Origin of the sequence: Serratia inhibens (assembly GCF_003591175.1) — a bacterium.
GTDB lineage: Bacteria > Pseudomonadota > Gammaproteobacteria > Enterobacterales > Enterobacteriaceae > Serratia > Serratia inhibens.
In genome coordinates this window covers 21,814-39,793 of the sequence record NZ_QYYG01000008.1, presented here as the reverse complement: position 1 = coordinate 39,793, position 17,980 = coordinate 21,814, and the positions used below count along the sequence as shown (strand labels likewise).

The following is a 17,980-nucleotide window of genomic DNA, read 5'->3' as shown; positions in this document are numbered from 1 at the left end:
GCAACCGCGTCCCGTCAGACGGTTATTTAAACTGCGGCAGATAAGGCGCATTCACCGCCAGCACGTCTTCCAGCAGCGGTTGCGCTACGTTGGCATTGGCCACCAGCGGGTTGGTGACCAGCGCCAGCAGCCCGCTGCGGCGATCGCCATGCACTGCGGCTTCGATGGTCAGGCGCTCATAGGCCTTCACCTGCTGGGTCAGTGCGTGCATGGCGTCCGGCAGCGTGCCGAAGGTCAGCGGGTGCGCACCTTGCGCATCGACGATACAGTTGATTTCTATCACGGCATCGTCCGGTAAGCCGCGAATGGCGCCCCGGTTTGCGGTATTGACGACTAATTGCGTACCGAGATTATTATGGATCGCACGAATCAGCTCCAGCGCCACTTCCGAATAGTATGATCCACCGCGAAAACTCAGCTGTTCAGGCTTGCTGTCGAGCTGAGGATCGGCATACAGCTCAAACAGCTCTTTCTCTACCTTCATCACCTGTTCGGCACGGGTGCCGCGCTCGGCCGCCGCGGTCACTTCTTCGGCCAGCATCTCTTTGGTCTGGTAGAAATAACGATGATACGGGCAGGGGATAGCACCTACGGCGCGCAGGAAGTCCGGTTGCCAAGGCTCTTCCTTGATGTTGTTCATGGTCAGCGCTGCACCGTCGCACAGCATGTCGATCACCCTGGCGGTCACGTCATGGCCGTTTTGCAGCACCTGATGTACCCACACCATGTGGTTCAGCCCGGCGAACTGCAGCTGCACGTCTTCATAGGGGCTTTTTAGCATAGTGGCGATCATGTGGTGCATGCTGATTGGCACGTTGCACAGGCCGATAATTTTCGCTTTGGTGTAGCGGGAGACCGCTTCGGTGACGATGCCTGCCGGGTTGGTGAAGTTAATGATCCAGGCGTCCGGCGCCAGTTTTTCCACTCTGCGCGCAATATCCAGCATGACCGGGATGGTGCGCAGCGCTTTGGCGAAGCCGCCCACGCCGGTAGTTTCCTGGCCGATCAAATCGTATTTCAGGCCGAGACGTTCGTCGGCGGCGCGCGCCGGCAACTGGCCGATGCGAAACTGGGTCAGGACGAAATGGGCGTTGCGAATGGCGTCATCCAGCTCAAAATGCACGCTGACCTTCACCTGTTCCAGCCCATTGCGCGCCAGCATGCGGCGGGTCAGCGCGGCGATGATCTCTACCTTCTCGCGGCCCGGTTCAACGTCTACCAGCGCCAATTCGGTCACCGGCAGTTCTTCGATGCGTTGGATCAACCCATCGACCAACTCTGGCGTATAGCTGCTGCCGCCGCCGATAACGGCGATTTTCAACGAATTCATGCGCGAGTCTCCAACAGTGCCTGACGGCGGTAAAGTTCAATCATGTCGTCCGCCAGATCCTGGATCACCATGGCGTTCATCAGGTGGTCTTGAGCATGTACGGTAATCAGGTTGATGGCCAGTTTGCCGCAGCCTTCATCCAGGCCGATCAACTGGGTCTGGATAAGATGCGCCTTTTTCACCGACTGTTTCGATTCGGCCATGTGTTTGGCTGAAGCGGTAAAGTCCCCGGCACGCGCTTGTTGCAACGCCATCAGGGCACTGCTGCGGGCACCACCGGAGAACACCAACAGTTCCATGATGGTGCTTTCAAAATCGGGGCTGATTTCAGTCATCAATTCACTCACGTTATTTCTCCTGTTATCGCGCGACAGCGGTGCCGGCGGACCTGCGTTAACTCGGTCTCTCTAAAATGAGAGCGCTCTCATTTGTCTAGAGTAACGGGAATCGAGAACTAAACCGGGAGTTGTGTCGCAAAAAACGACGAAGGTGTGAAAAGGGCAAAAAAGGCGTGATGCAGTTGGCAAAAAGGGTATCGGCGATCATACTTTTGGCAGTAAAAACTGCGGCTGGCCAAGATATGCCCCCTCAATTGCGTAAATATAGGTAAATGGCTGGCACTCGCAGGTACAGCTCTTTAGAATCAAAGCGCTTTTCCGTTGTTTGTCTCTCAGAGAAAGGACCCGTTAATGTTCAAACGTACTTTAGTGACCTTCGTTGCGCTGTGTTCCCTGACAGCAATGACACCCGCTGCGCTCGCCGCCGGTGAAACTCATGTCATGCTGACCACCTCGGCAGGGAATATCGAATTGGCGCTCGACAGTCAGAAGGCTCCGGTTTCCACCAAGAACTTCGTCGACTACGTGAACAGCGGCTATTACAACAACACCGTTTTCCACCGCGTGATCCCGGGCTTTATGGTTCAGGGCGGCGGTTTTACTGCGGATATGCAGCAAAAAACCACTAACGCGCCAATCAAGAACGAAGCCGATAACGGCCTGCGCAATCTGCGCGGCACCATCTCGATGGCGCGTACTGCCGATAAAGACAGCGCCACCAGCCAGTTCTTCCTGAACGTGGCGGATAACGCCTTCCTGGATCACGGCCAGCGCGACTTCGGTTATGCGGTATTCGGTAAAGTGGTTAAGGGTATGGACGTGGTGGACAAAATTTCCCAGGCGCCGACCGGCAATGTGGGCCCGTACCAGAATGTGCCGAGCAAGCCTATCGTCATCTTGTCAGCCAAAGTGCTGCCATAAATTTTTTGCGCCGATCCCGCCGGGGTCGGCCATTCCTTCCTTCCGAAGCTTTGCCTGCATCACTGTTTTCTTCCCCGCCGCATGTTTTAATAGCCCGCTTATAATCAGACCGGAAACCCGGCGTTTTGCCTTTGTTTTCTCTCGGAATGAGCGGCTGCCATGTTTGAATTTACCCAGGTTCTGCTGTTGTTGCAGCAGATGTGCGTTTATCTTGTCATTGCTTATTTGCTGAGCAAAACCCCGCTATTTATTCCTCTGACGCAGGTGACCATCCGGCTGCCGCATAAATTGTTGTGCTACCTCATCTTCTCGGTGTTCTGCATCATGGGCACCTATTTCGGCCTGCACGTCGAAGGCTCGATAGCCAATACCCGCGCCATCGGCGCCGTGCTGGGGGGCCTGCTGGGCGGGCCTTCGGTCGGTTTTCTGGTGGGGCTGACCGGAGGTCTGCACCGTTATACGCTGGGCGGCATGACCGACATTGCCTGCGCGGTATCCACGGTAGCGGAAGGGTTGGTCGGCGGGCTGGTACACAGCATCGCCATGCGTCACAGACGTATCGACCTGCTGTTTAATCCGTTGTTTGTCGCCGGCGTGGCGTTGGTCACCGAAGTGTTGCAGATGGCGATTATTCTGGCGATTGCGCGGCCTTTCGACGAGGCGCTGCGGCTGGTGGAGCACATTGCCTTGCCGATGTTGATCGCCAATACCCTGGGGGCGGCGATGTTCATGCAAATCCTGCTGGACCGGCGGGCGATGTTCGAGAAATACACCAGCGCGTTTTCCGCCAAGGCGCTGAAGATTGCCGAACGCACCGAAGGTATTCTGCGGCAGGGGTTCGATCAGGAAAACAGCATGAAGGTGGCGCGGGTGATCTATCAGGAACTGGGCATTGGCGCGGTGGCGATAACCGATCGCGAGAAGCTGCTGGCGTTTATCGGCATTGGCGATGACCACCATTTGCCGGGCACGCCGATCTCATCGGGGCATTCGCACCGCGCTATCGATAACAACGAAGTGGTGTACGCCGACGGTAACGAGCTTTCCTACTGCTGCTCGATCAACCCCAACTGCAAGCTGGGTTCGACCCTGGTGATCCCGCTGCGCGGCGAGAATCAGCGGGTGATCGGCACCATCAAGCTGTACGAGCCCAAAAGTCGGTTGTTCAGCACCATCAATCGTACGCTGGGCGAGGGTATCGCCAGCCTGTTGTCCGCGCAGATTATGGCCGGGCAGTATGAGCGCCATAAACAGCTGCTGGCGCAGTCCGAAATCAAGCTGCTGCATGCACAGGTTAACCCGCACTTCCTGTTTAACGCCCTGAATACGCTGGTGGCGGTGATCCGGCGTGATGGCGAACGGGCCTGTGAGCTGGTGCAGTATCTTTCCACCTTTTTCCGCAAAAACCTGAAACGTTCGGATGACGAGGTCAGCCTGGCGGACGAGCTTGAACACGTGAACGCCTACCTGCAAATTGAGCAGGCGCGTTTTGCCGATCGGCTGGAGATCGCGGTTTCGCTGCCGGCAGAACTGTTGGCGGTGCGGTTGCCGGCCTTTTCGCTGCAACCGATCGTCGAGAACGCCATCAAGCACGGCACGTCGCAACTGTTGGGCGTGGGACGGATTGATATCGGTGCGCGGCGCGAGGGGGCGTGCCTGCTGCTGCAAGTGACTGATAACGCTGGCTTGTTCCAGCCGCAGCCGAACAACAGCGGGCTGGGGATGAACCTGGTGGATAAGCGTATACGCGTACGCTACGGCGACGGTTATGGCGTTCAGGTAGCCTGCGAGCCGCAAACATTCACCCGCATTACGCTCAACGTACCGCTGGCGAGGGTTGCCTGATGTTAAACGTACTGATTGTCGATGACGAACCTTCCGCACGCGATAACCTGCGGCATTTACTGGAGGCGGAAGACGGCATCTGCATCGTCGGCGAATGCGCCAACGCGATAGAAGCCATCAGTGGGATCCACCGTCTGCAGCCGGACGTGGTGTTCCTGGATATTCAGATGCCGCGCATCACCGGGCTGGAGATGGTGGGGATGCTCGATCCCAACCGCATGCCGCATATCGTATTCCTGACCGCCTACGACGAGTACGCGGTGCAGGCTTTTGAAGAACATGCGTTTGATTATCTGCTGAAACCGGCGGAGCCGAAGCGGTTGAGCAAAACGCTGCAGCGCCTGCAGCAGCACCGTGGGCAGCAGAATGTCGCCGCACTGGATGAGAGTGCCGGCTATCTGAAATACATTCCCTGCACCGGCCACAGCCGCATCTACCTGCTGCGTTTTGACGAGGTGGTGGCTGTCCGTTCGCGGTTGAGCGGGGTATTTGTGGTGCGCAATGACGGCATGGAGTGTTTCACCGAGCTGACGCTGCGGACGCTGGAGCTCCGTACGCCGCTGGTGCGCTGCCACCGCCAGTATCTGGTCAATCTGGAGCAGGTGCGCGAAATTCGCTTCGAGGACAGCGGTGCGGCGGAGATGATCATGCCGGCCGGTGAACCGGTGCCGGTCAGCCGTCGCTACCTGAAAGCCCTGAAGGAAGAGCTGGGGCTGCGGGGATGATTAATTGGCGGGCCACTGACGGCGGGCATGAACTACGGCCAGCATAATGATTAATCCGTTGATTAATTCATAAACCAGAAAATAGGAATGATGAATAACCATTTCACGCGTACCGGGCACTCGGCCTGGTTTTCCACTGGATGGGTTTTGTGAGAGTCGTGTCGCATCTGCCGAAATCAAGCTATCAATTTCTATAGCTGTGGCCGGATTCTTTGTTTCCAGGTAATCATAAATTGCCATACGATCGGCAATCGCGGGTTCCGTCCACTTGAGTGTCACGATATTTCCTTATCGCATTACCTTATCAGTTTTGACCTGCGTTCAGCGAAGTAGGCCTCAACTGCTTCATTATCAGTGATTTTTCCTTCATTAAGCGCTTTACGGCTCAAATCCACTTTTTCCTGTAGCCACTGCTCATACTCTTTCTGATGAGTTTGCCGACTGACAAAATCACGCATGAAATCACGCAGCAACTGAGATGCGGTGCGATCAGCTGCTTTGGCAGCGCTGGCAAAGGCGATTTTTAATTCCTCATCCACTCGGATAACCACGGTAGATTCAGACATGATAATGACCTCGTATATACAACGTAAATCTTACTATATCACCGGTGGCTTATTGTTCAAGCAGGTAGAAACTGCCAGTACGAGGATCAGCAGATTCTGAAATTATTGGCTTTATGGGCGTCTTGATGACGCCCTTTTTGTTTGTCCTTGACGGGGTTACGCCGCGCTTATAGCTTTATTGACATCAACAGGCGCTTTTCGCGCCGGGTCAGCGTCAAAGGAAAAGAAAATGAGTGAAGCACGGATTATCGCCAAAGCGATGAAGGACGGGAAACCGGTACAGGATCTGGCGATCCTGCCCGCTTTGGCGAATCGCCATGGCCTGATTACCGGCGCGACCGGGACCGGTAAAACCGTGACGCTGCAAAGAATGGCCGAGCAGTTTTCGCGTATCGGCGTACCGGTGTTCTTGTCGGACGTGAAGGGCGATCTGTCGGGGATCGGCACCGAAGGCGTGCCCTCCGAAAAGCTGCAAGCGCGTCTGTCGGCGATTGGGGTTAGCGACTGGCAGCCACAGGCCTGCACCATCATTCCCTGGGATATCTATGGCGAGAAGGGCCACCCGATCCGTGCGACCGTTTCCGATCTGGGGCCGCTGCTGTTAGGGCGCTTGCTGGATCTGAACGATGTGCAAAGCGGCGTGCTGCAACTGGTATTCAAAATCGCCGACGACAATGGGCTGTTGTTGCTGGACATGAAAGACCTGCGTGCCATGGTGCAATACGTGGGCGACAACGCCAAACAGTTCCAGACCCAGTACGGCAATATCTCTTCCGCCTCGGTCGGCGCTATTCAGCGCGGCCTGCTCACGCTGGAGGAGCAGGGCGCCAATCAGTTCTTCGGCGAGCCGATGCTGGACATCAACGACCTGATGAAAACCGACGCCAACGGCCATGGCATCATTAACCTGCTGGCGGCGGACAAGCTGATCAATCAACCGAAGCTGTATTCGGTGTTCCTGCTGTGGCTGCTGGCCGAATTGTTCGAACACCTGCCGGAAGTGGGCGACCCGGAACAGCCGAAACTGGTGTTCTTCTTCGACGAAGCGCACCTGCTGTTCAACGATGCGCCGGCAGCGCTGCTGACCAAAATCGAGCAGGTGGTGCGCCTGATCCGCTCCAAAGGCGTCGGCATCTATTTTGTCACCCAAAACCCGTTGGATATCCCGGACAGCGTGCTTGGTCAGTTGGGCAACCGCGTGCAGCATGCCCTGCGCGCCTTTACCCCTCGCGATCAGAAAGCGGTGAAAGCCGCAGCGCAAACCCTGCGCGCCAACCCGGCTTTCGACGCGGAAACGGCGATCACCGAACTGGGCGTGGGCGAGGCGCTGGTGTCATTCCTCGACGAGAAAGGGCGGCCTAACGTGGTGGAGCGTGCGATGGTGATCGCGCCGGAGTCCAAAATGGGCATGCTGGGGGCTGAAGGGCTAAACAGCGCAATTAACAAGTCACCGCTGTATGGCCGCTACGAGGATATGGTCGATCGCGAATCGGCTTATGAGAAGCTGTCGTCGGAAGGGTTCGCCACCGTCGGCAGCCCGCAGCCGGGCCAATCGGCGCAACAACCGCAGGCGCAGCAGCAGGCGGGCGGTGGCCTGATGGGCGGCCTGAACGAAATTCTGTTCGGCTCCACCGGCCCGCGCGGCGGCAAGCGCGACGGTATTGTCCAGACCGCCGCCAAGAGCATGGCGCGCGATCTCGGCCGCCAGATCCTGCGCGGCGTGCTGGGTTCGATCATGGGCGGCCGTAAAAAGTAAGCGGAAATTATCGATAGCGGCAGTATTGCAGGGGCGTTGTATACTGCGCCCGTGTAAATCGGGGCGAGATACTTGCCCCCTACGATGATGTCCGTTGGAAACACTATGCTGCTGTTGATCGATAACTACGACTCTTTTACCTATAACCTTTACCAGTACTTCTGCGAATTAGGCGCCGAGGTGCTGGTGAAGCGTAACGATGAGCTGCAACTGGCCGATATCGAACGGCTGGCGCCGCAGCGTCTGGTGATCTCCCCTGGCCCTTGCACCCCGAACGAAGCCGGCATCTCGCTGGCCGCGATCCGTCATTTTGCCGGTAAGCTGCCGATCCTCGGCGTTTGCCTGGGGCATCAGGCGCTGGGCCAGGCGTTTGGTGCAAAGGTGGTGCGCGCCCGCGAGGTGATGCACGGTAAAACCTCAGCGATCCGCCATCTCGACAGCGGCGTATTTCGCGGGCTGAACAACCCGTTGACCGTTACCCGCTACCACTCGCTGGTGCTGGAAGCCGCCACGCTGCCTGCCTGCTTCGAAGTCACTGCCTGGAGCGAGCGCGACGGTATTCGCGATGAAATCATGGGCATCCGCCACCGTCAGCTGGCACTGGAAGGGGTGCAGTTCCATCCTGAGAGCATCTTGAGCGAGCAGGGTCACCAACTGCTGGATAATTTCCTTAAAAGTTAATCAGTTAGTTTTTTTTTGCCGACGAAGACGATTTGCGTTTGCCCTTTATTGGTTTTTTATGCATATTTTGTGATTATATTTTCACTTAATGGCAGTGAAAGTACCGAATCAATTTTAGGGTGGACCCCATAATGACCGAAAAATACCCAGTAAGCCGCAGCACTTTTGATCAGGTTATCTTGCCTGTTTATGCACCTGCCCAGTTTGTCCCGGTGAAGGGCAAAGGCAGCCGCGTGTGGGATCAGCAGGGGAAAGAGTACATCGATTTCTCCGGCGGCATTGCGGTCACGGCGTTAGGGCATTGCCATCCTGCCTTGGTTGAGGCGCTGAAGCAGCAGGGGGAAACCTTGTGGCATACCAGCAACGTCTTCACCAATGAGCCGGCGTTGCGGCTGGCCGGCAAACTGATTGATGCCACTTTTGCCGATCGGGTGTTTTTCGCCAACTCAGGCGCGGAAGCCAATGAAGCGGCCTTCAAGCTGGCGCGTCACTACGCCATTAGCCGCCACAGTCCGTATAAAACCAAAATCATCGCGTTTTATAACGCCTTTCACGGGCGCACGCTGTTCACCGTTTCGGTGGGCGGGCAGGCCAAGTATTCTGATGGTTTTGGCCCAAAACCGGCGGATATCGTGCACGTGCCGTTCAACGATCTGGCGGCGGTAAAAGCGGTGATGGACGACCATACCTGTGCGGTGGTGATGGAGCCGATCCAGGGCGAAGGCGGGATAACTCCGGTGGACGCCGAATTCCTCAAAGGTGTGCGCGAACTGTGCGATAAGCACCAAGCGCTGCTGGTGTTCGACGAAGTGCAAAGCGGCATGGGGCGCAGCGGCAAGCTGTTCGCCTATATGCATTATGGCGTGACGCCGGATATCCTCACCACCGCCAAAGCGCTGGGCGGCGGTTTCCCGGTCAGCGCCATGCTGACCACCGAAGAGATTGCTTCGGTGATGCAGGTGGGTACCCATGGCACCACTTACGGCGGTAATCCGCTGGCCTGTGCGGTGGCGGAAGCGGCGCTGGACGTGATCAATACCCCGGAAGTGCTGAGCGGCATCGAACAGCGTCATCATCTGTACGTGCAGGCATTGCGGGAAATTGGCGAGAAATACGGTATTTTCAGCGACATTCGCGGCATGGGGTTGCTGATTGGCGCTGAACTGACGCCACCGTATCACGGCAAGGCGCGCGATTTCCTCACCGCCGCGGCCGCGCGTGGGCTGATGATCCTCAACGCCGGCCCTAATGTGATCCGCTTTGCCCCTTCTCTGGTCGTGGAACTGAAAGACATCGAGGATGGCATGGCACTGTTTGAACTGGCGGTGCAGGACGTGATTAACGCTTAATTCCATCCAGGAATGACAAGGGGCGCCGCAGGGCGCCCTTATTGATCGCGCAGTTTGCGTTTCAGCCAGATGCCGTGATGCGGGCGCTGACGCCAGGCCAGCGACGAAATGGTGTGCATGACGCTCAGGTGGGACAGGATGCGGCGCAGGTGGCGCTCCATCTCGGTGACCGGCATTTCCGGGTGTAAATCCGGTGGCTGCATGATGCTGTTGCTGCCGCTCGGCCCGTCGTATTCCAGCCGCTGCTGGCAGCTTTGCAGCGCGATCTCACAGGTTTGCAGATACTCCTGCGCCAGCTTTGGCGTCAGCATATAGTGCTCGCGCGCCAGAATGGTCATGGCGTTCAGGTGTTCGACAATGAATTGACTGTGCGTCACCCACAGGCGCATATCTGCCAGATAGCTGGATTCAAACCCCGGCTCCTGCATCGCCTGGTTGAGCGAGGTGAACAGCGCGTTGTGCGCCTGATTCACCTGCATGCGCGCGTAAGCCAGCGCGCTGGGATCGGGTTCCTGCTCTTCCAGCAGCAGGCGAAGCGCCTGTTGATCTTTCTCCAGCGCCTGATGGGCGTTCTTGCGCAGCAGGCCGCTTTGCCACTGTGGCCACAGCCAGATGGTGCCGCTGAACACCAACACGCAGCCGATCAGAGTGTCGATCAGACGAGGTATCAGGAAATGCGTGCCGTTCAGCGCCAGCAGTTGCAGGGTATAGACCGCCGTCACCGTAAAGCCTATCACCGCCAGCCCGTAGTTTTTACGCGCAACCAGATAGGCCGCCAGCGTAATGACCAACATCACGCTCAGGGTAGCGCCCTCGGGCATTTGCAACTGCAGCAACCCGGCGGCGATCACCAGCCCGGCCAATGTGCCGAGCGCACGGTGCTGGATGCGTACCCGGGTGGCGTTGTAGCCGTTCTGGCTCACCAGCATGATGGTCAGCAGGATCCAGTAAGGTTTTGGCAGATTGAAAAACATGCCCAGGCTACTGCCTGCCGCCAACATCACTCCTAACCGGGCCGCATTGCGCAGGGCATTGGACTTGAGCGACAGGTAGCTGAACAGTGCCGGCCAGAACGGCAGGCGGTTTTGATTGGCCATCAGGTCGCGACGGTATAACGGATGCTGGGTGCGCAGCAGGCGCGCGATACGGCTGAAGTGGTAGTAACAGAACTGGCCCACCGGGTTGTCGGGGTGTTGTGCGGCCACTTTCTCCAGGGCCGCCAGCTCGTGGGTCATACTGAAGCGCTGGGAGTATTGATGGTAGAGAATATCGTGCGCCACCGTGCGCAGCCGGCCGGCAATCACCTGCGCATTGCGGCGGATAATCGCCTCGGCCTGGCTTTGCTCCACCAGCTTTTGCACTTCTTCCGGCAGGTGCAGGCTGACGGTAATGTGTTCCTGCAGATCCAACGCGACCTGAAAGGTCCGTTGCAGGCGCTTTTGCTCGAGATTATTGGCGTGCGGCAAAAAGTTGAGTTGCTGATACAGCAGGCTGATCAGGTCCATCACTTTTTGCTGGCGCACCAGCAATGGCGGTAACGCGTTTTGCGGATCGGTATGTTGGGTTAACAGGGAATACTTGGCTTCAAAGTAGTCGGCCAGTTCCAGATAAAGCTGGCTCAGCGATTCGCGCATCGGCTGTTCTTTCCACAGCTTGAACCAGAACCAGGTGAACAGGCCGTACCAGGCGGTACCCACCACATACAGTAAGGGGGCGTACCACAGCGGCACCGTGCCGGCCATGCTGAGAGAAAAGATGGCGGCGATCAACGCGGCGGGGAGCAGGCGGGCATGCAACGGGCTGATTTCGCCGCTGACGCCGAGCAGCAGCGCCAGGCCGAGCATCAACGCCGGCAGCGGCAGTTGCCACAGCAATGCCTGCTGCAGCAACAGGCTGCTGAGTGCGAACAGTGAGCCGCCGACGATCAGGCGTTTGAAAAAACGTTTGTGGGGCGTGTCCAGCCCGGCGATGTTGCAGCAGGCGGGAACCAGGGAAAACAGCAGGCCGAGTTGCAGGTGGCCGATCAGCAGGCCAAGGAGCACCGGCAGACACAGCACCAGCGTTTGCCGCAGTGCGTAATTGACTTCCGGGTGGTAAATCAGTCGACGCCACATGATCGGTCGGGGCATAAAAAAACGGCGCGAATCATCGCGCCGTTTTTTCAGTGATTAACGCGTGCCGTAAACGACAATGGTTTTGCCGTGGGCGGAGATCAGGTTTTGATCTTCCAGCATTTTCAGAATGCGGCCGACGGTTTCACGTGAACAACCGACGATCTGGCCAATTTCCTGGCGGGTGATTTTGATCTGCATGCCGTCTGGGTGAGTCATGGCATCGGGCTGCTTCGCCAGGTTCAGCAGCGTTTGCGCGATGCGGCCGGTAACGTCCAGGAAGGCGAGGTTACCCACTTTCTCTGAGGTTACTTGCAGGCGGCTTGCCATCTGCGCTGACAGGCGCATCAGGATGTCCGGGTTGACCTGAATCAGCTGGCGGAATTTCTTGTAAGAAATCTCAGCCACTTCACAGGCGGTCTTCGCCCTGACCCAGGCGCTACGCTCCTGGCCTTCTTCAAATAATCCAAGCTCGCCGATGAAATCCCCCTGGTTAAGGTAGGACAGGATCATCTCTTTACCTTCTTCATCTTTAATCAGCACCGCGACGGAGCCTTTTACGATGTAGTAAAGCGTTTCGGCTTTTTCACCTTGGTGAATCAGCGTACTTTTGGATGGATATTTGTGGATATGGCAATGAGACAGGAACCATTCGAGTGTAGGGTCTGTTTGCGGTTTGCCGAGAACCATTCGCTGTTATCCTCTGTTGTTATCGCTGCCTTGTGTCACAGGGGTCAGAGTTCCCTGTAAAACGTGCTGTCGCCGTTGTTTTAAGGGTGGCTGGCAGCAGGTTTTGAGGCGTGTCATAAATATACGCTGTCGCTCTAGCATATTAACTTGCCGGGAGAGCTGCAAGCTACATTCTATTAACATACCGGTAAAGGAGCCTTTCTCTGGGAGTTTCCCTGAAATCAGTGTCCCGGAAAGATTTATTGCGGCTCTGTTTGTAGCACAGAGTGAGGCGAGTGTCTCGTGTTGTCTTGCTCGCACATGATTAGCATCAGGTTCCGTTGCCAGTTTCTATGCGAAAGCGTACCCTGATTTTAAGAAATTAACCGGAGTGACCAGCATGCGGGCAAGAGTTAAGTGGGTAGAAGGGTTGACGTTTCTGGGGGAGTCCTCGTCCGGCCATCAGGTATTGATGGATGGCAACGCCGGTGATAAAGCGCCCAGCCCAATGGAAATGGTGCTGATGTCGGTGGGCGGATGCAGCGCTATCGACGTGGTGTCGATCCTGAAAAAAGGGCGGAATGACGTGCGTGATTGCGAGGTGAAACTGACCTCCGAACGGCGTGAAGAAGCGCCGCGCGTATTTACCCATATCAACCTGCATTTTATCGTGACCGGTAAGGATCTGACGGACAAGATCGTTGAACGTGCGGTGAACCTCTCCGCCGAGAAATATTGCTCGGTATCGCTGATGCTGAACAAGGCCGCCAGCGTGACCCACAGCTTTGAAATCCGCGACGTGGCGTAAAGCGCAAGAATAAAGGGGCGCGGCCTGCCGCCGCACTCCGGCCCATTACCCGATTTTTTTGCCCTCCAGCAGTTGCTGCACCAGCGGCGCCATGATCAGCTCCATCGCCAGCCCCATCTTGCCGCCCGGCACTACCAGCGTATTGATGTGCGAGATAAAAGAGCCTTGCAGCATCGCCAGCAGATAAGGGAAATCGATCTGATCCAGCCCACGGAAATGAATCACCACGAAGCTTTCATCCAGTGAAGGAATGGCTTTGGCGGCGAACGGGTTGGAGGTATCGACCGTCGGCACGCGCTGGAAGTTGATGTGGGTGCGCGAGAACTGCGGCGTGATGTAGTTGATATAGTCTTCCATCGAACGCACCACAGAATCCATCACCGCTTCACGGGAATGGCCACGCTCGCCGGTATCGCGGATCAGCTTTTGGATCCATTCCAGGTTAACGATTGGCACCACGCCGACCAGCAGATCGACATGTTTGGCCACGTCGGTATGTTCGGTAACCACGCCGCCATGCAACCCTTCATAGAACAGCACGTCGGTCGGCGCCGGCAGCGCTTCCCACGGCGTAAAGGTGCCGGGTACCTGGTTATAGGGTACCGCTTCGTCGTAGGTATGAAGATACTTGCGCGACCGTCCGGTGCCGTTCTTGCCGTACTCGATAAAGCTCTGTTGCAGCAGGCCGAAGTCGTTGGCCTCAGGCCCGAAATAGCTGATATGACGACCCAGATCGCGCGCTTTGCGGATCGCCGCGTCCATTTCCGGCCGGGTATAGCGGTGGAAGCTGTCGCCTTCCAGCTCCGCCGCGCGGATGTTCAACTGCTGGAATATCTTGCGAAACGCTACGCTGGTGGTGGTGGTGCCGGCGCCGCTGGAGCCGGTCACTGCGATAACGGGATGTTTGGCGGACATGTGGTTGTCACTCCGTGTTAAATGCGCCGGCGTCAGAGTAGGGTTATTGGTCTGTTTGACGCCCTTTCGCCAAGGGCAAAATTCCGCGCGCGGGTTTGCAATGGTTCATTGTTACCTGATTTTTTCCGTCAGTCATAGAACCGGCAGGCACTAAATTTCTTCCTGCCCGGCGCGGAACTGTCCGCGCGGCATGATGTTGATGGTTTCATGCAGTTCTGACCATACCAGCAGTACCTCGCCGTTTTGCAACTGGCGGCGAACGTCTTCCACTTTCTGCTCCAGCGAACGTTCGTGTTCGCCGTAGTCGGTGCCCTCGCGCAGCACAAAGGATTCGATCAGGCTGTTCAGGGTCTCGGTTTCCAGTTCTTTCCAGGGGATAATCACGTTGCGGGTTCCAGATAAGGGGAAAGCCAGGATGGAATACGGTATTCCAGCCACATGTGGGGTTTGTTCAAACTGCCGCCGACGAAGCCGACGTGGCCGCCAAACTCGGTCAGTTGGTATTCAATGTTGCGCGGCAGGTTGGCGATGTCGGGGATCACTGCGTCGGTCATGAAGGGATCGTCTTTGGCATGGATGATCAGCAGCGGCGTCTGAATTGCCGGTAACAGCGGCAGCGCGCTGCAACGGCGGTAGTAATCGGTGGCGTTGCTGAAGCCGTGGACGCGTGAGGTTATGACATCGTCAAAATCTCGGATACGGCGCAGCGCCCGGAGTTGCGGCAGTTTGAGCGGCAGGGTGTCGGGATAGTGCAGCAGCTTGCGGGTGGCGTTTTGTTTCAATTGCCCGAGCAGATAGTGCTGATAAACGCGCGAGAACCCTTGATCCATTCGCAATGAACAGGGCTCCAGCATCAGCGGTGCGGACACGATCACCGCCGCCTGCAACAGGCTGTCTGCCCCTTGCTGCGCCAGGTAGCAGGCCAGCATGTTGCCGCCGAGCGAGACGCCAACCGCCGCCGTCGGCACTTCGCCGTGGGTGGCACGCAGCCACCGCAGAAAAAATCGTGCATCCTCCGTCTCCCCGGAGTGATAGATGCGTTGTTTGCGGTTCGGTACGCCGCTGCAACCGCGAAAATGCATAACGACCCCGAGCCAGCCTTTTTCACGCCAGGCGCTGAGCAAACCATGGGCATAGGGGCTGTAGAAGTTGCCTTCCAGCCCATGAAACAGCACCACGCGCGGCTTGCCGGCGGCCTGCGCCGGATCTTCGCTCCAGGCGAGATCGACAAAATCGCCGTCGGGCAATTCCAGCCGCTGCCAGTGCGGTTTCAACCGCACGCGGCGGCGCACCAGCCGTGGCAGCAGCGTTTGCAAATGTGGGTTACTGGCCCCGGTCAAAGGGCGAAAGGATTCATGCATAACCTGAGTAAAAATCTTATTGGCGGCTATTGTCTGATCAATAGCGCACTGTTAGCTTCAATACCATTAGTTAACAATAATACTGCAAAAAACACCCCGGGTGAGGAGCACCCGCTTCATGGAACCGAGTTTATTTCTTTCGATGTTAGGCTTCCTGTGGGTGGCCGCGATCACGCCTGGCCCCAACAATATGTTACTGACCACCTCCGGCGCCAACTTTGGCTTTATGCGCTCACTGCTGTTGATGATGGGCATTATGCTCGGCATGCAAAGCATTTTGCTGCTGGTGGCATTCGGCGTCGGTAGCCTGATTTTGGTTTACCCTGCGCTGCACCTGCTCCTGAAAGTCCTCGGCAGCCTGTATCTGTTATGGCTGGCGTGGAAAGTCGCTACCGCCGCCTATGAAAAGCTGGAAACCGACGTGGCGCCGCCGCAGCCTATAGGGTTGTATCAGGGCTGGCTGTTGCAGTTCCTCAACCCCAAGGCCTGGCTGATGGCATTGGGCGCGGTGGCGAGCTTCAGTCTGGCGGGCGATAAATATAACGCTTCTATTCTGGCGATTGCGCTGGGTATTTTCGTGGTGAATGTCGTAGCCGGGGTGATTTGGCTGGGGTTCGGCACGGTGATTGGCCGTTTGCTGCGCAGCAAAAAGGCCTGGATCATTTTTAACCTTTCCATGGGGCTGTTAACTGCGGCCTGCGTGTTACTTATCTGGCATTAAGGAATTGCGGATGGCGGAAAATTACTTCCACGTAGTGGCGTTTACCGGTGAAGGCTTGCGTGGCAATCCGGCGGGTGTATGCCTGCTGAAACAACCGTTGTCGACTGCCGAGATGCAGGCCATTGCCAATGAGCTGTGCCTGCCGGAAACCAGTTTTGTCTGGGACGATGGCGATATGTCGGCGATTCGCTGGTTCACCCCGCAGCGTGAGGTGGATCTCTGCGGCCACGGTACGCTGGCGGCGGCACATGTGATGTTCAGCGCGATGAATCCGGCGCTGCAGGATATCCGTTTCCGCTCGGTCGGCGGTGAGCTGTACGTCAAGCGTGATGCCGACGACGGCGAGCGGTTGATCCTGGATTTCCCTTCGCGATTACCGCAAAAGGTAGCAGAGCCGGCCGGGTTGACGGCGCTGCTCGGCGTGAAACCGCAGGACGTATGGCAGGCCACCGCGTTGTTGGTGTTGCTGGATAGCGAAGCTCAGGTGCGGGCGTTGCAGCCGGATATTCCGGCGTTAATCGCGCTGGCCGGCCGCGCGGTCATCGTCAGTGCCCCGGGTGAAAAGGTAGATTTTGTCTCGCGTTATTTTACCCTCGACGGCGGCGAAGACCCGGTGACCGGCTCTGCGCACTGCTCGCTGGCACCTTATTGGGCTGCACGCCTGGGGCGCCATAAACTGCATGCCCGGCAGATTTCCGCCCGCGGCGGTGAGCTGTTTTGCGAATGGAAAGGCGATCGCACGCTGATTGGCGGCTATGCACGGACGTTTTTACGTGGAGATATCACGCCTTAAGGATTCACGGCACCGCTGGTGCAAGGTGCGGGGAACGCGTGCCGCCGACGTCGGGCGTTCAGCCTGAACCTCGCTCTATCAGGCGCCATGTCAGCACTTCATTGCTCGGCGGTAACTGCGGGTTTTTAATTTTCTCCAGCAATAGCTGCACGCTGCGAATGCCAAACTGATGCATAGGTTGTTCGATGGTGGTCAACGGCGGGGTGGTGATAGCGCCGAACGGCACGCCGTCGAAACCCATCACCGCGACGTCTTCGGGAATGCGCAATCCTTGCTGGTGCAAGGTGCTCATCGCACCGCCGGCAATCACGTCCGAGATGGCGAAAACCGCGTCGGGCCGCTGTTCGGCGCTCAACAGGCGCGCCATCGCCTGTGCGCCGGCGGCATACTCCAGCCCCTCTACGTACTCCACCTGACAATATTCCAGTCCCAAATCGGTCAGCGCCTGACGGTAGCCCTGTTCCCGCTGTTGCGAATAGAGGTAGCGCATATCGCTGTTGATCAATGCGATACGTCGGCGGCCCCGATCTGCCAGATGACGTACGCCGGCAACGGCGGCTTGATGGTTATCGATGGTCACGGAGGACGCGCGGAAGTCAGGATCGCCTTCGCCGCATTGCACCCAGGGAAAGTCGCCGATCATGGCGGTCAGGCCCGGCAGGCAACTGACGGCATCCATGGTGATCACGCCGTCGACCACCTTGCCGCTTAGCAGGCTGAGGTAAGCGGATTCCCTTGTCGGATTGGATTCGGAGTTACACAACAGAATGTGGTAACCGTGACGTTCGGCCTCTTCCTCGATGCCGCGCACCACCAGCGAACAGAAGGGATTGGTGATGCTGGATACCAGCACCAGCAGCATACGGCTGCGGGAGGTGCGCAGCTGGCGTGCCAGCAGATTGGGCTGATAATCACATTCGCGGATTGCCGCCAGCACCTTTTCCCGGGTGACCGGTTTGACGATCTGCTGGCCGTTCAATACCCGCGATACCGTGGCTGCGGAAACTCCGGCCATTTTCGCCACTTTTTCGATCGACATGGTTTGCTGTTCCTTCTGCCCATTTGCCTCGCACAATATGCCGAAGCTCGGG

General features: G+C 57.4%; 19 protein-coding genes. 9 read left to right on the top strand and 10 right to left on the bottom strand.

Annotated features, from left to right (window positions below; genetic code table 11):
• Positions 1-22: 22 nt before the first annotated feature.
• Together D4100_RS20290 and D4100_RS20285 are read right to left on the bottom strand one after the other, a co-directional pair.
• The gene (locus D4100_RS20290) at positions 23-1,330 is read right to left on the bottom strand and encodes a 6-phospho-beta-glucosidase (protein ID WP_119805113.1); all 1,308 of its coding nucleotides are present in this window, start codon (positions 1,328-1,330) and stop codon (positions 23-25) included.
• A complete protein-coding gene (locus D4100_RS20285) occupies positions 1,327-1,665 on the bottom strand; it encodes a PTS lactose/cellobiose transporter subunit IIA (protein ID WP_006328508.1) in 339 nt (112 codons plus the stop codon). The genes D4100_RS20290 and D4100_RS20285 overlap by 4 nt, the downstream gene beginning before the upstream one ends.
• A gap of 354 nt (positions 1,666-2,019) precedes the next feature.
• Between D4100_RS20285 and ppiA the strand changes: the two genes are divergently transcribed.
• From ppiA to btsR, 3 genes are all read left to right on the top strand, one after another.
• Positions 2,020-2,589, top strand: a complete 570-nt coding sequence (ppiA, locus tag D4100_RS20280; RefSeq protein ID WP_006319053.1) for a peptidylprolyl isomerase A — start codon at positions 2,020-2,022, stop codon at positions 2,587-2,589.
• 159 nt (positions 2,590-2,748) lie between these two features.
• On the top strand, positions 2,749-4,434 hold the full coding sequence (locus tag D4100_RS20275) for a sensor histidine kinase (RefSeq protein ID WP_119805112.1): 1,686 nt from the start codon (positions 2,749-2,751) through the stop codon (positions 4,432-4,434).
• Positions 4,434-5,159, top strand: coding sequence for a two-component system response regulator BtsR (gene btsR / locus D4100_RS20270; RefSeq protein WP_006319049.1), 726 nt, complete (start codon positions 4,434-4,436; stop codon positions 5,157-5,159). Before D4100_RS20275 ends, btsR begins: the two co-directional genes overlap by 1 nt.
• Here btsR and D4100_RS20265 read toward each other — a convergent pair whose 3' ends face one another.
• On the bottom strand, positions 5,160-5,438 hold the full coding sequence (locus tag D4100_RS20265) for a type II toxin-antitoxin system RelE/ParE family toxin (RefSeq protein WP_119805111.1): 279 nt from the start codon (positions 5,436-5,438) through the stop codon (positions 5,160-5,162).
• Between the two features lie 17 nt (positions 5,439-5,455).
• Complete coding sequence (locus D4100_RS20260; RefSeq protein WP_004951261.1) at positions 5,456-5,725, bottom strand: hypothetical protein; 270 nt, start codon at positions 5,723-5,725, stop codon at positions 5,456-5,458.
• 229 nt (positions 5,726-5,954) lie between these two features.
• On the opposite strand from D4100_RS20260, the gene D4100_RS20255 reads away from it, so the two are divergent.
• The 3 genes from D4100_RS20255 (at position 5,955) to argD (ending at position 9,511) form a co-directional block, all read left to right on the top strand.
• Positions 5,955-7,481 (top strand): helicase HerA-like domain-containing protein, encoded by a 1,527-nt coding sequence (locus tag D4100_RS20255; RefSeq protein WP_119805110.1) that lies wholly within the window; start codon positions 5,955-5,957, stop codon positions 7,479-7,481.
• A 105-nt stretch (positions 7,482-7,586) separates the two neighbouring features.
• The gene (locus tag D4100_RS20250; RefSeq protein WP_006319031.1) at positions 7,587-8,162 is read left to right on the top strand and encodes an aminodeoxychorismate synthase component II; all 576 of its coding nucleotides are present in this window, start codon (positions 7,587-7,589) and stop codon (positions 8,160-8,162) included.
• A gap of 131 nt (positions 8,163-8,293) precedes the next feature.
• Entirely contained in the window at positions 8,294-9,511 is a 1,218-nt protein-coding gene (gene argD / locus D4100_RS20245) for a bifunctional acetylornithine/succinyldiaminopimelate transaminase (protein WP_006319029.1), read from the top strand.
• 38 nt (positions 9,512-9,549) lie between these two features.
• Here argD and D4100_RS20240 read toward each other — a convergent pair whose 3' ends face one another.
• Positions 9,550-11,625, bottom strand: coding sequence for a YccS/YhfK family putative transporter (locus D4100_RS20240; protein ID WP_119805109.1), 2,076 nt, complete (start codon positions 11,623-11,625; stop codon positions 9,550-9,552).
• Positions 11,626-11,679: 54 nt separating this feature from the next.
• Entirely contained in the window at positions 11,680-12,312 is a 633-nt protein-coding gene (gene crp, locus D4100_RS20235) for a cAMP-activated global transcriptional regulator CRP (protein ID WP_004090925.1), read from the bottom strand.
• Positions 12,313-12,691: 379 nt separating this feature from the next.
• Here crp and D4100_RS20230 point away from each other — a divergent pair, with 379 nt between their 5' ends.
• Positions 12,692-13,099: an OsmC family protein gene (locus tag D4100_RS20230; RefSeq protein ID WP_006319021.1), complete on the top strand. Its 408-nt coding sequence runs from the start codon at positions 12,692-12,694 to the stop codon at positions 13,097-13,099.
• 45 nt (positions 13,100-13,144) lie between these two features.
• Here D4100_RS20230 and D4100_RS20225 read toward each other — a convergent pair whose 3' ends face one another.
• The 3 genes from D4100_RS20225 to D4100_RS20215 form a co-directional block, all read right to left on the bottom strand.
• Complete coding sequence (locus tag D4100_RS20225) at positions 13,145-14,014, bottom strand: phosphoribulokinase (RefSeq protein WP_004951251.1); 870 nt, start codon at positions 14,012-14,014, stop codon at positions 13,145-13,147.
• Between the two features lie 150 nt (positions 14,015-14,164).
• The gene (locus tag D4100_RS20220) at positions 14,165-14,398 is read right to left on the bottom strand and encodes a YheU family protein (RefSeq protein WP_006319020.1); all 234 of its coding nucleotides are present in this window, start codon (positions 14,396-14,398) and stop codon (positions 14,165-14,167) included.
• Positions 14,395-15,375 (bottom strand): hydrolase, encoded by a 981-nt coding sequence (locus D4100_RS20215; protein ID WP_006319019.1) that lies wholly within the window; start codon positions 15,373-15,375, stop codon positions 14,395-14,397. The genes D4100_RS20220 and D4100_RS20215 overlap by 4 nt, the downstream gene beginning before the upstream one ends.
• Before the next feature lie 118 nt (positions 15,376-15,493).
• Between D4100_RS20215 and D4100_RS20210 the strand changes: the two genes are divergently transcribed.
• Both D4100_RS20210 and D4100_RS20205 read left to right on the top strand, forming a co-directional pair.
• The gene (locus D4100_RS20210; protein ID WP_006319018.1) at positions 15,494-16,096 is read left to right on the top strand and encodes a LysE family translocator; all 603 of its coding nucleotides are present in this window, start codon (positions 15,494-15,496) and stop codon (positions 16,094-16,096) included.
• A 10-nt stretch (positions 16,097-16,106) separates the two neighbouring features.
• A complete protein-coding gene (locus D4100_RS20205; RefSeq protein WP_119805108.1) occupies positions 16,107-16,889 on the top strand; it encodes a PhzF family phenazine biosynthesis protein in 783 nt (260 codons plus the stop codon).
• A 58-nt stretch (positions 16,890-16,947) separates the two neighbouring features.
• Here the strand turns inward: D4100_RS20205 and D4100_RS20200 are convergent, their stop codons facing one another.
• The gene (locus D4100_RS20200) at positions 16,948-17,928 is read right to left on the bottom strand and encodes a LacI family DNA-binding transcriptional regulator (protein WP_119805107.1); all 981 of its coding nucleotides are present in this window, start codon (positions 17,926-17,928) and stop codon (positions 16,948-16,950) included.
• Positions 17,929-17,980: the final 52 nt, after the last annotated feature.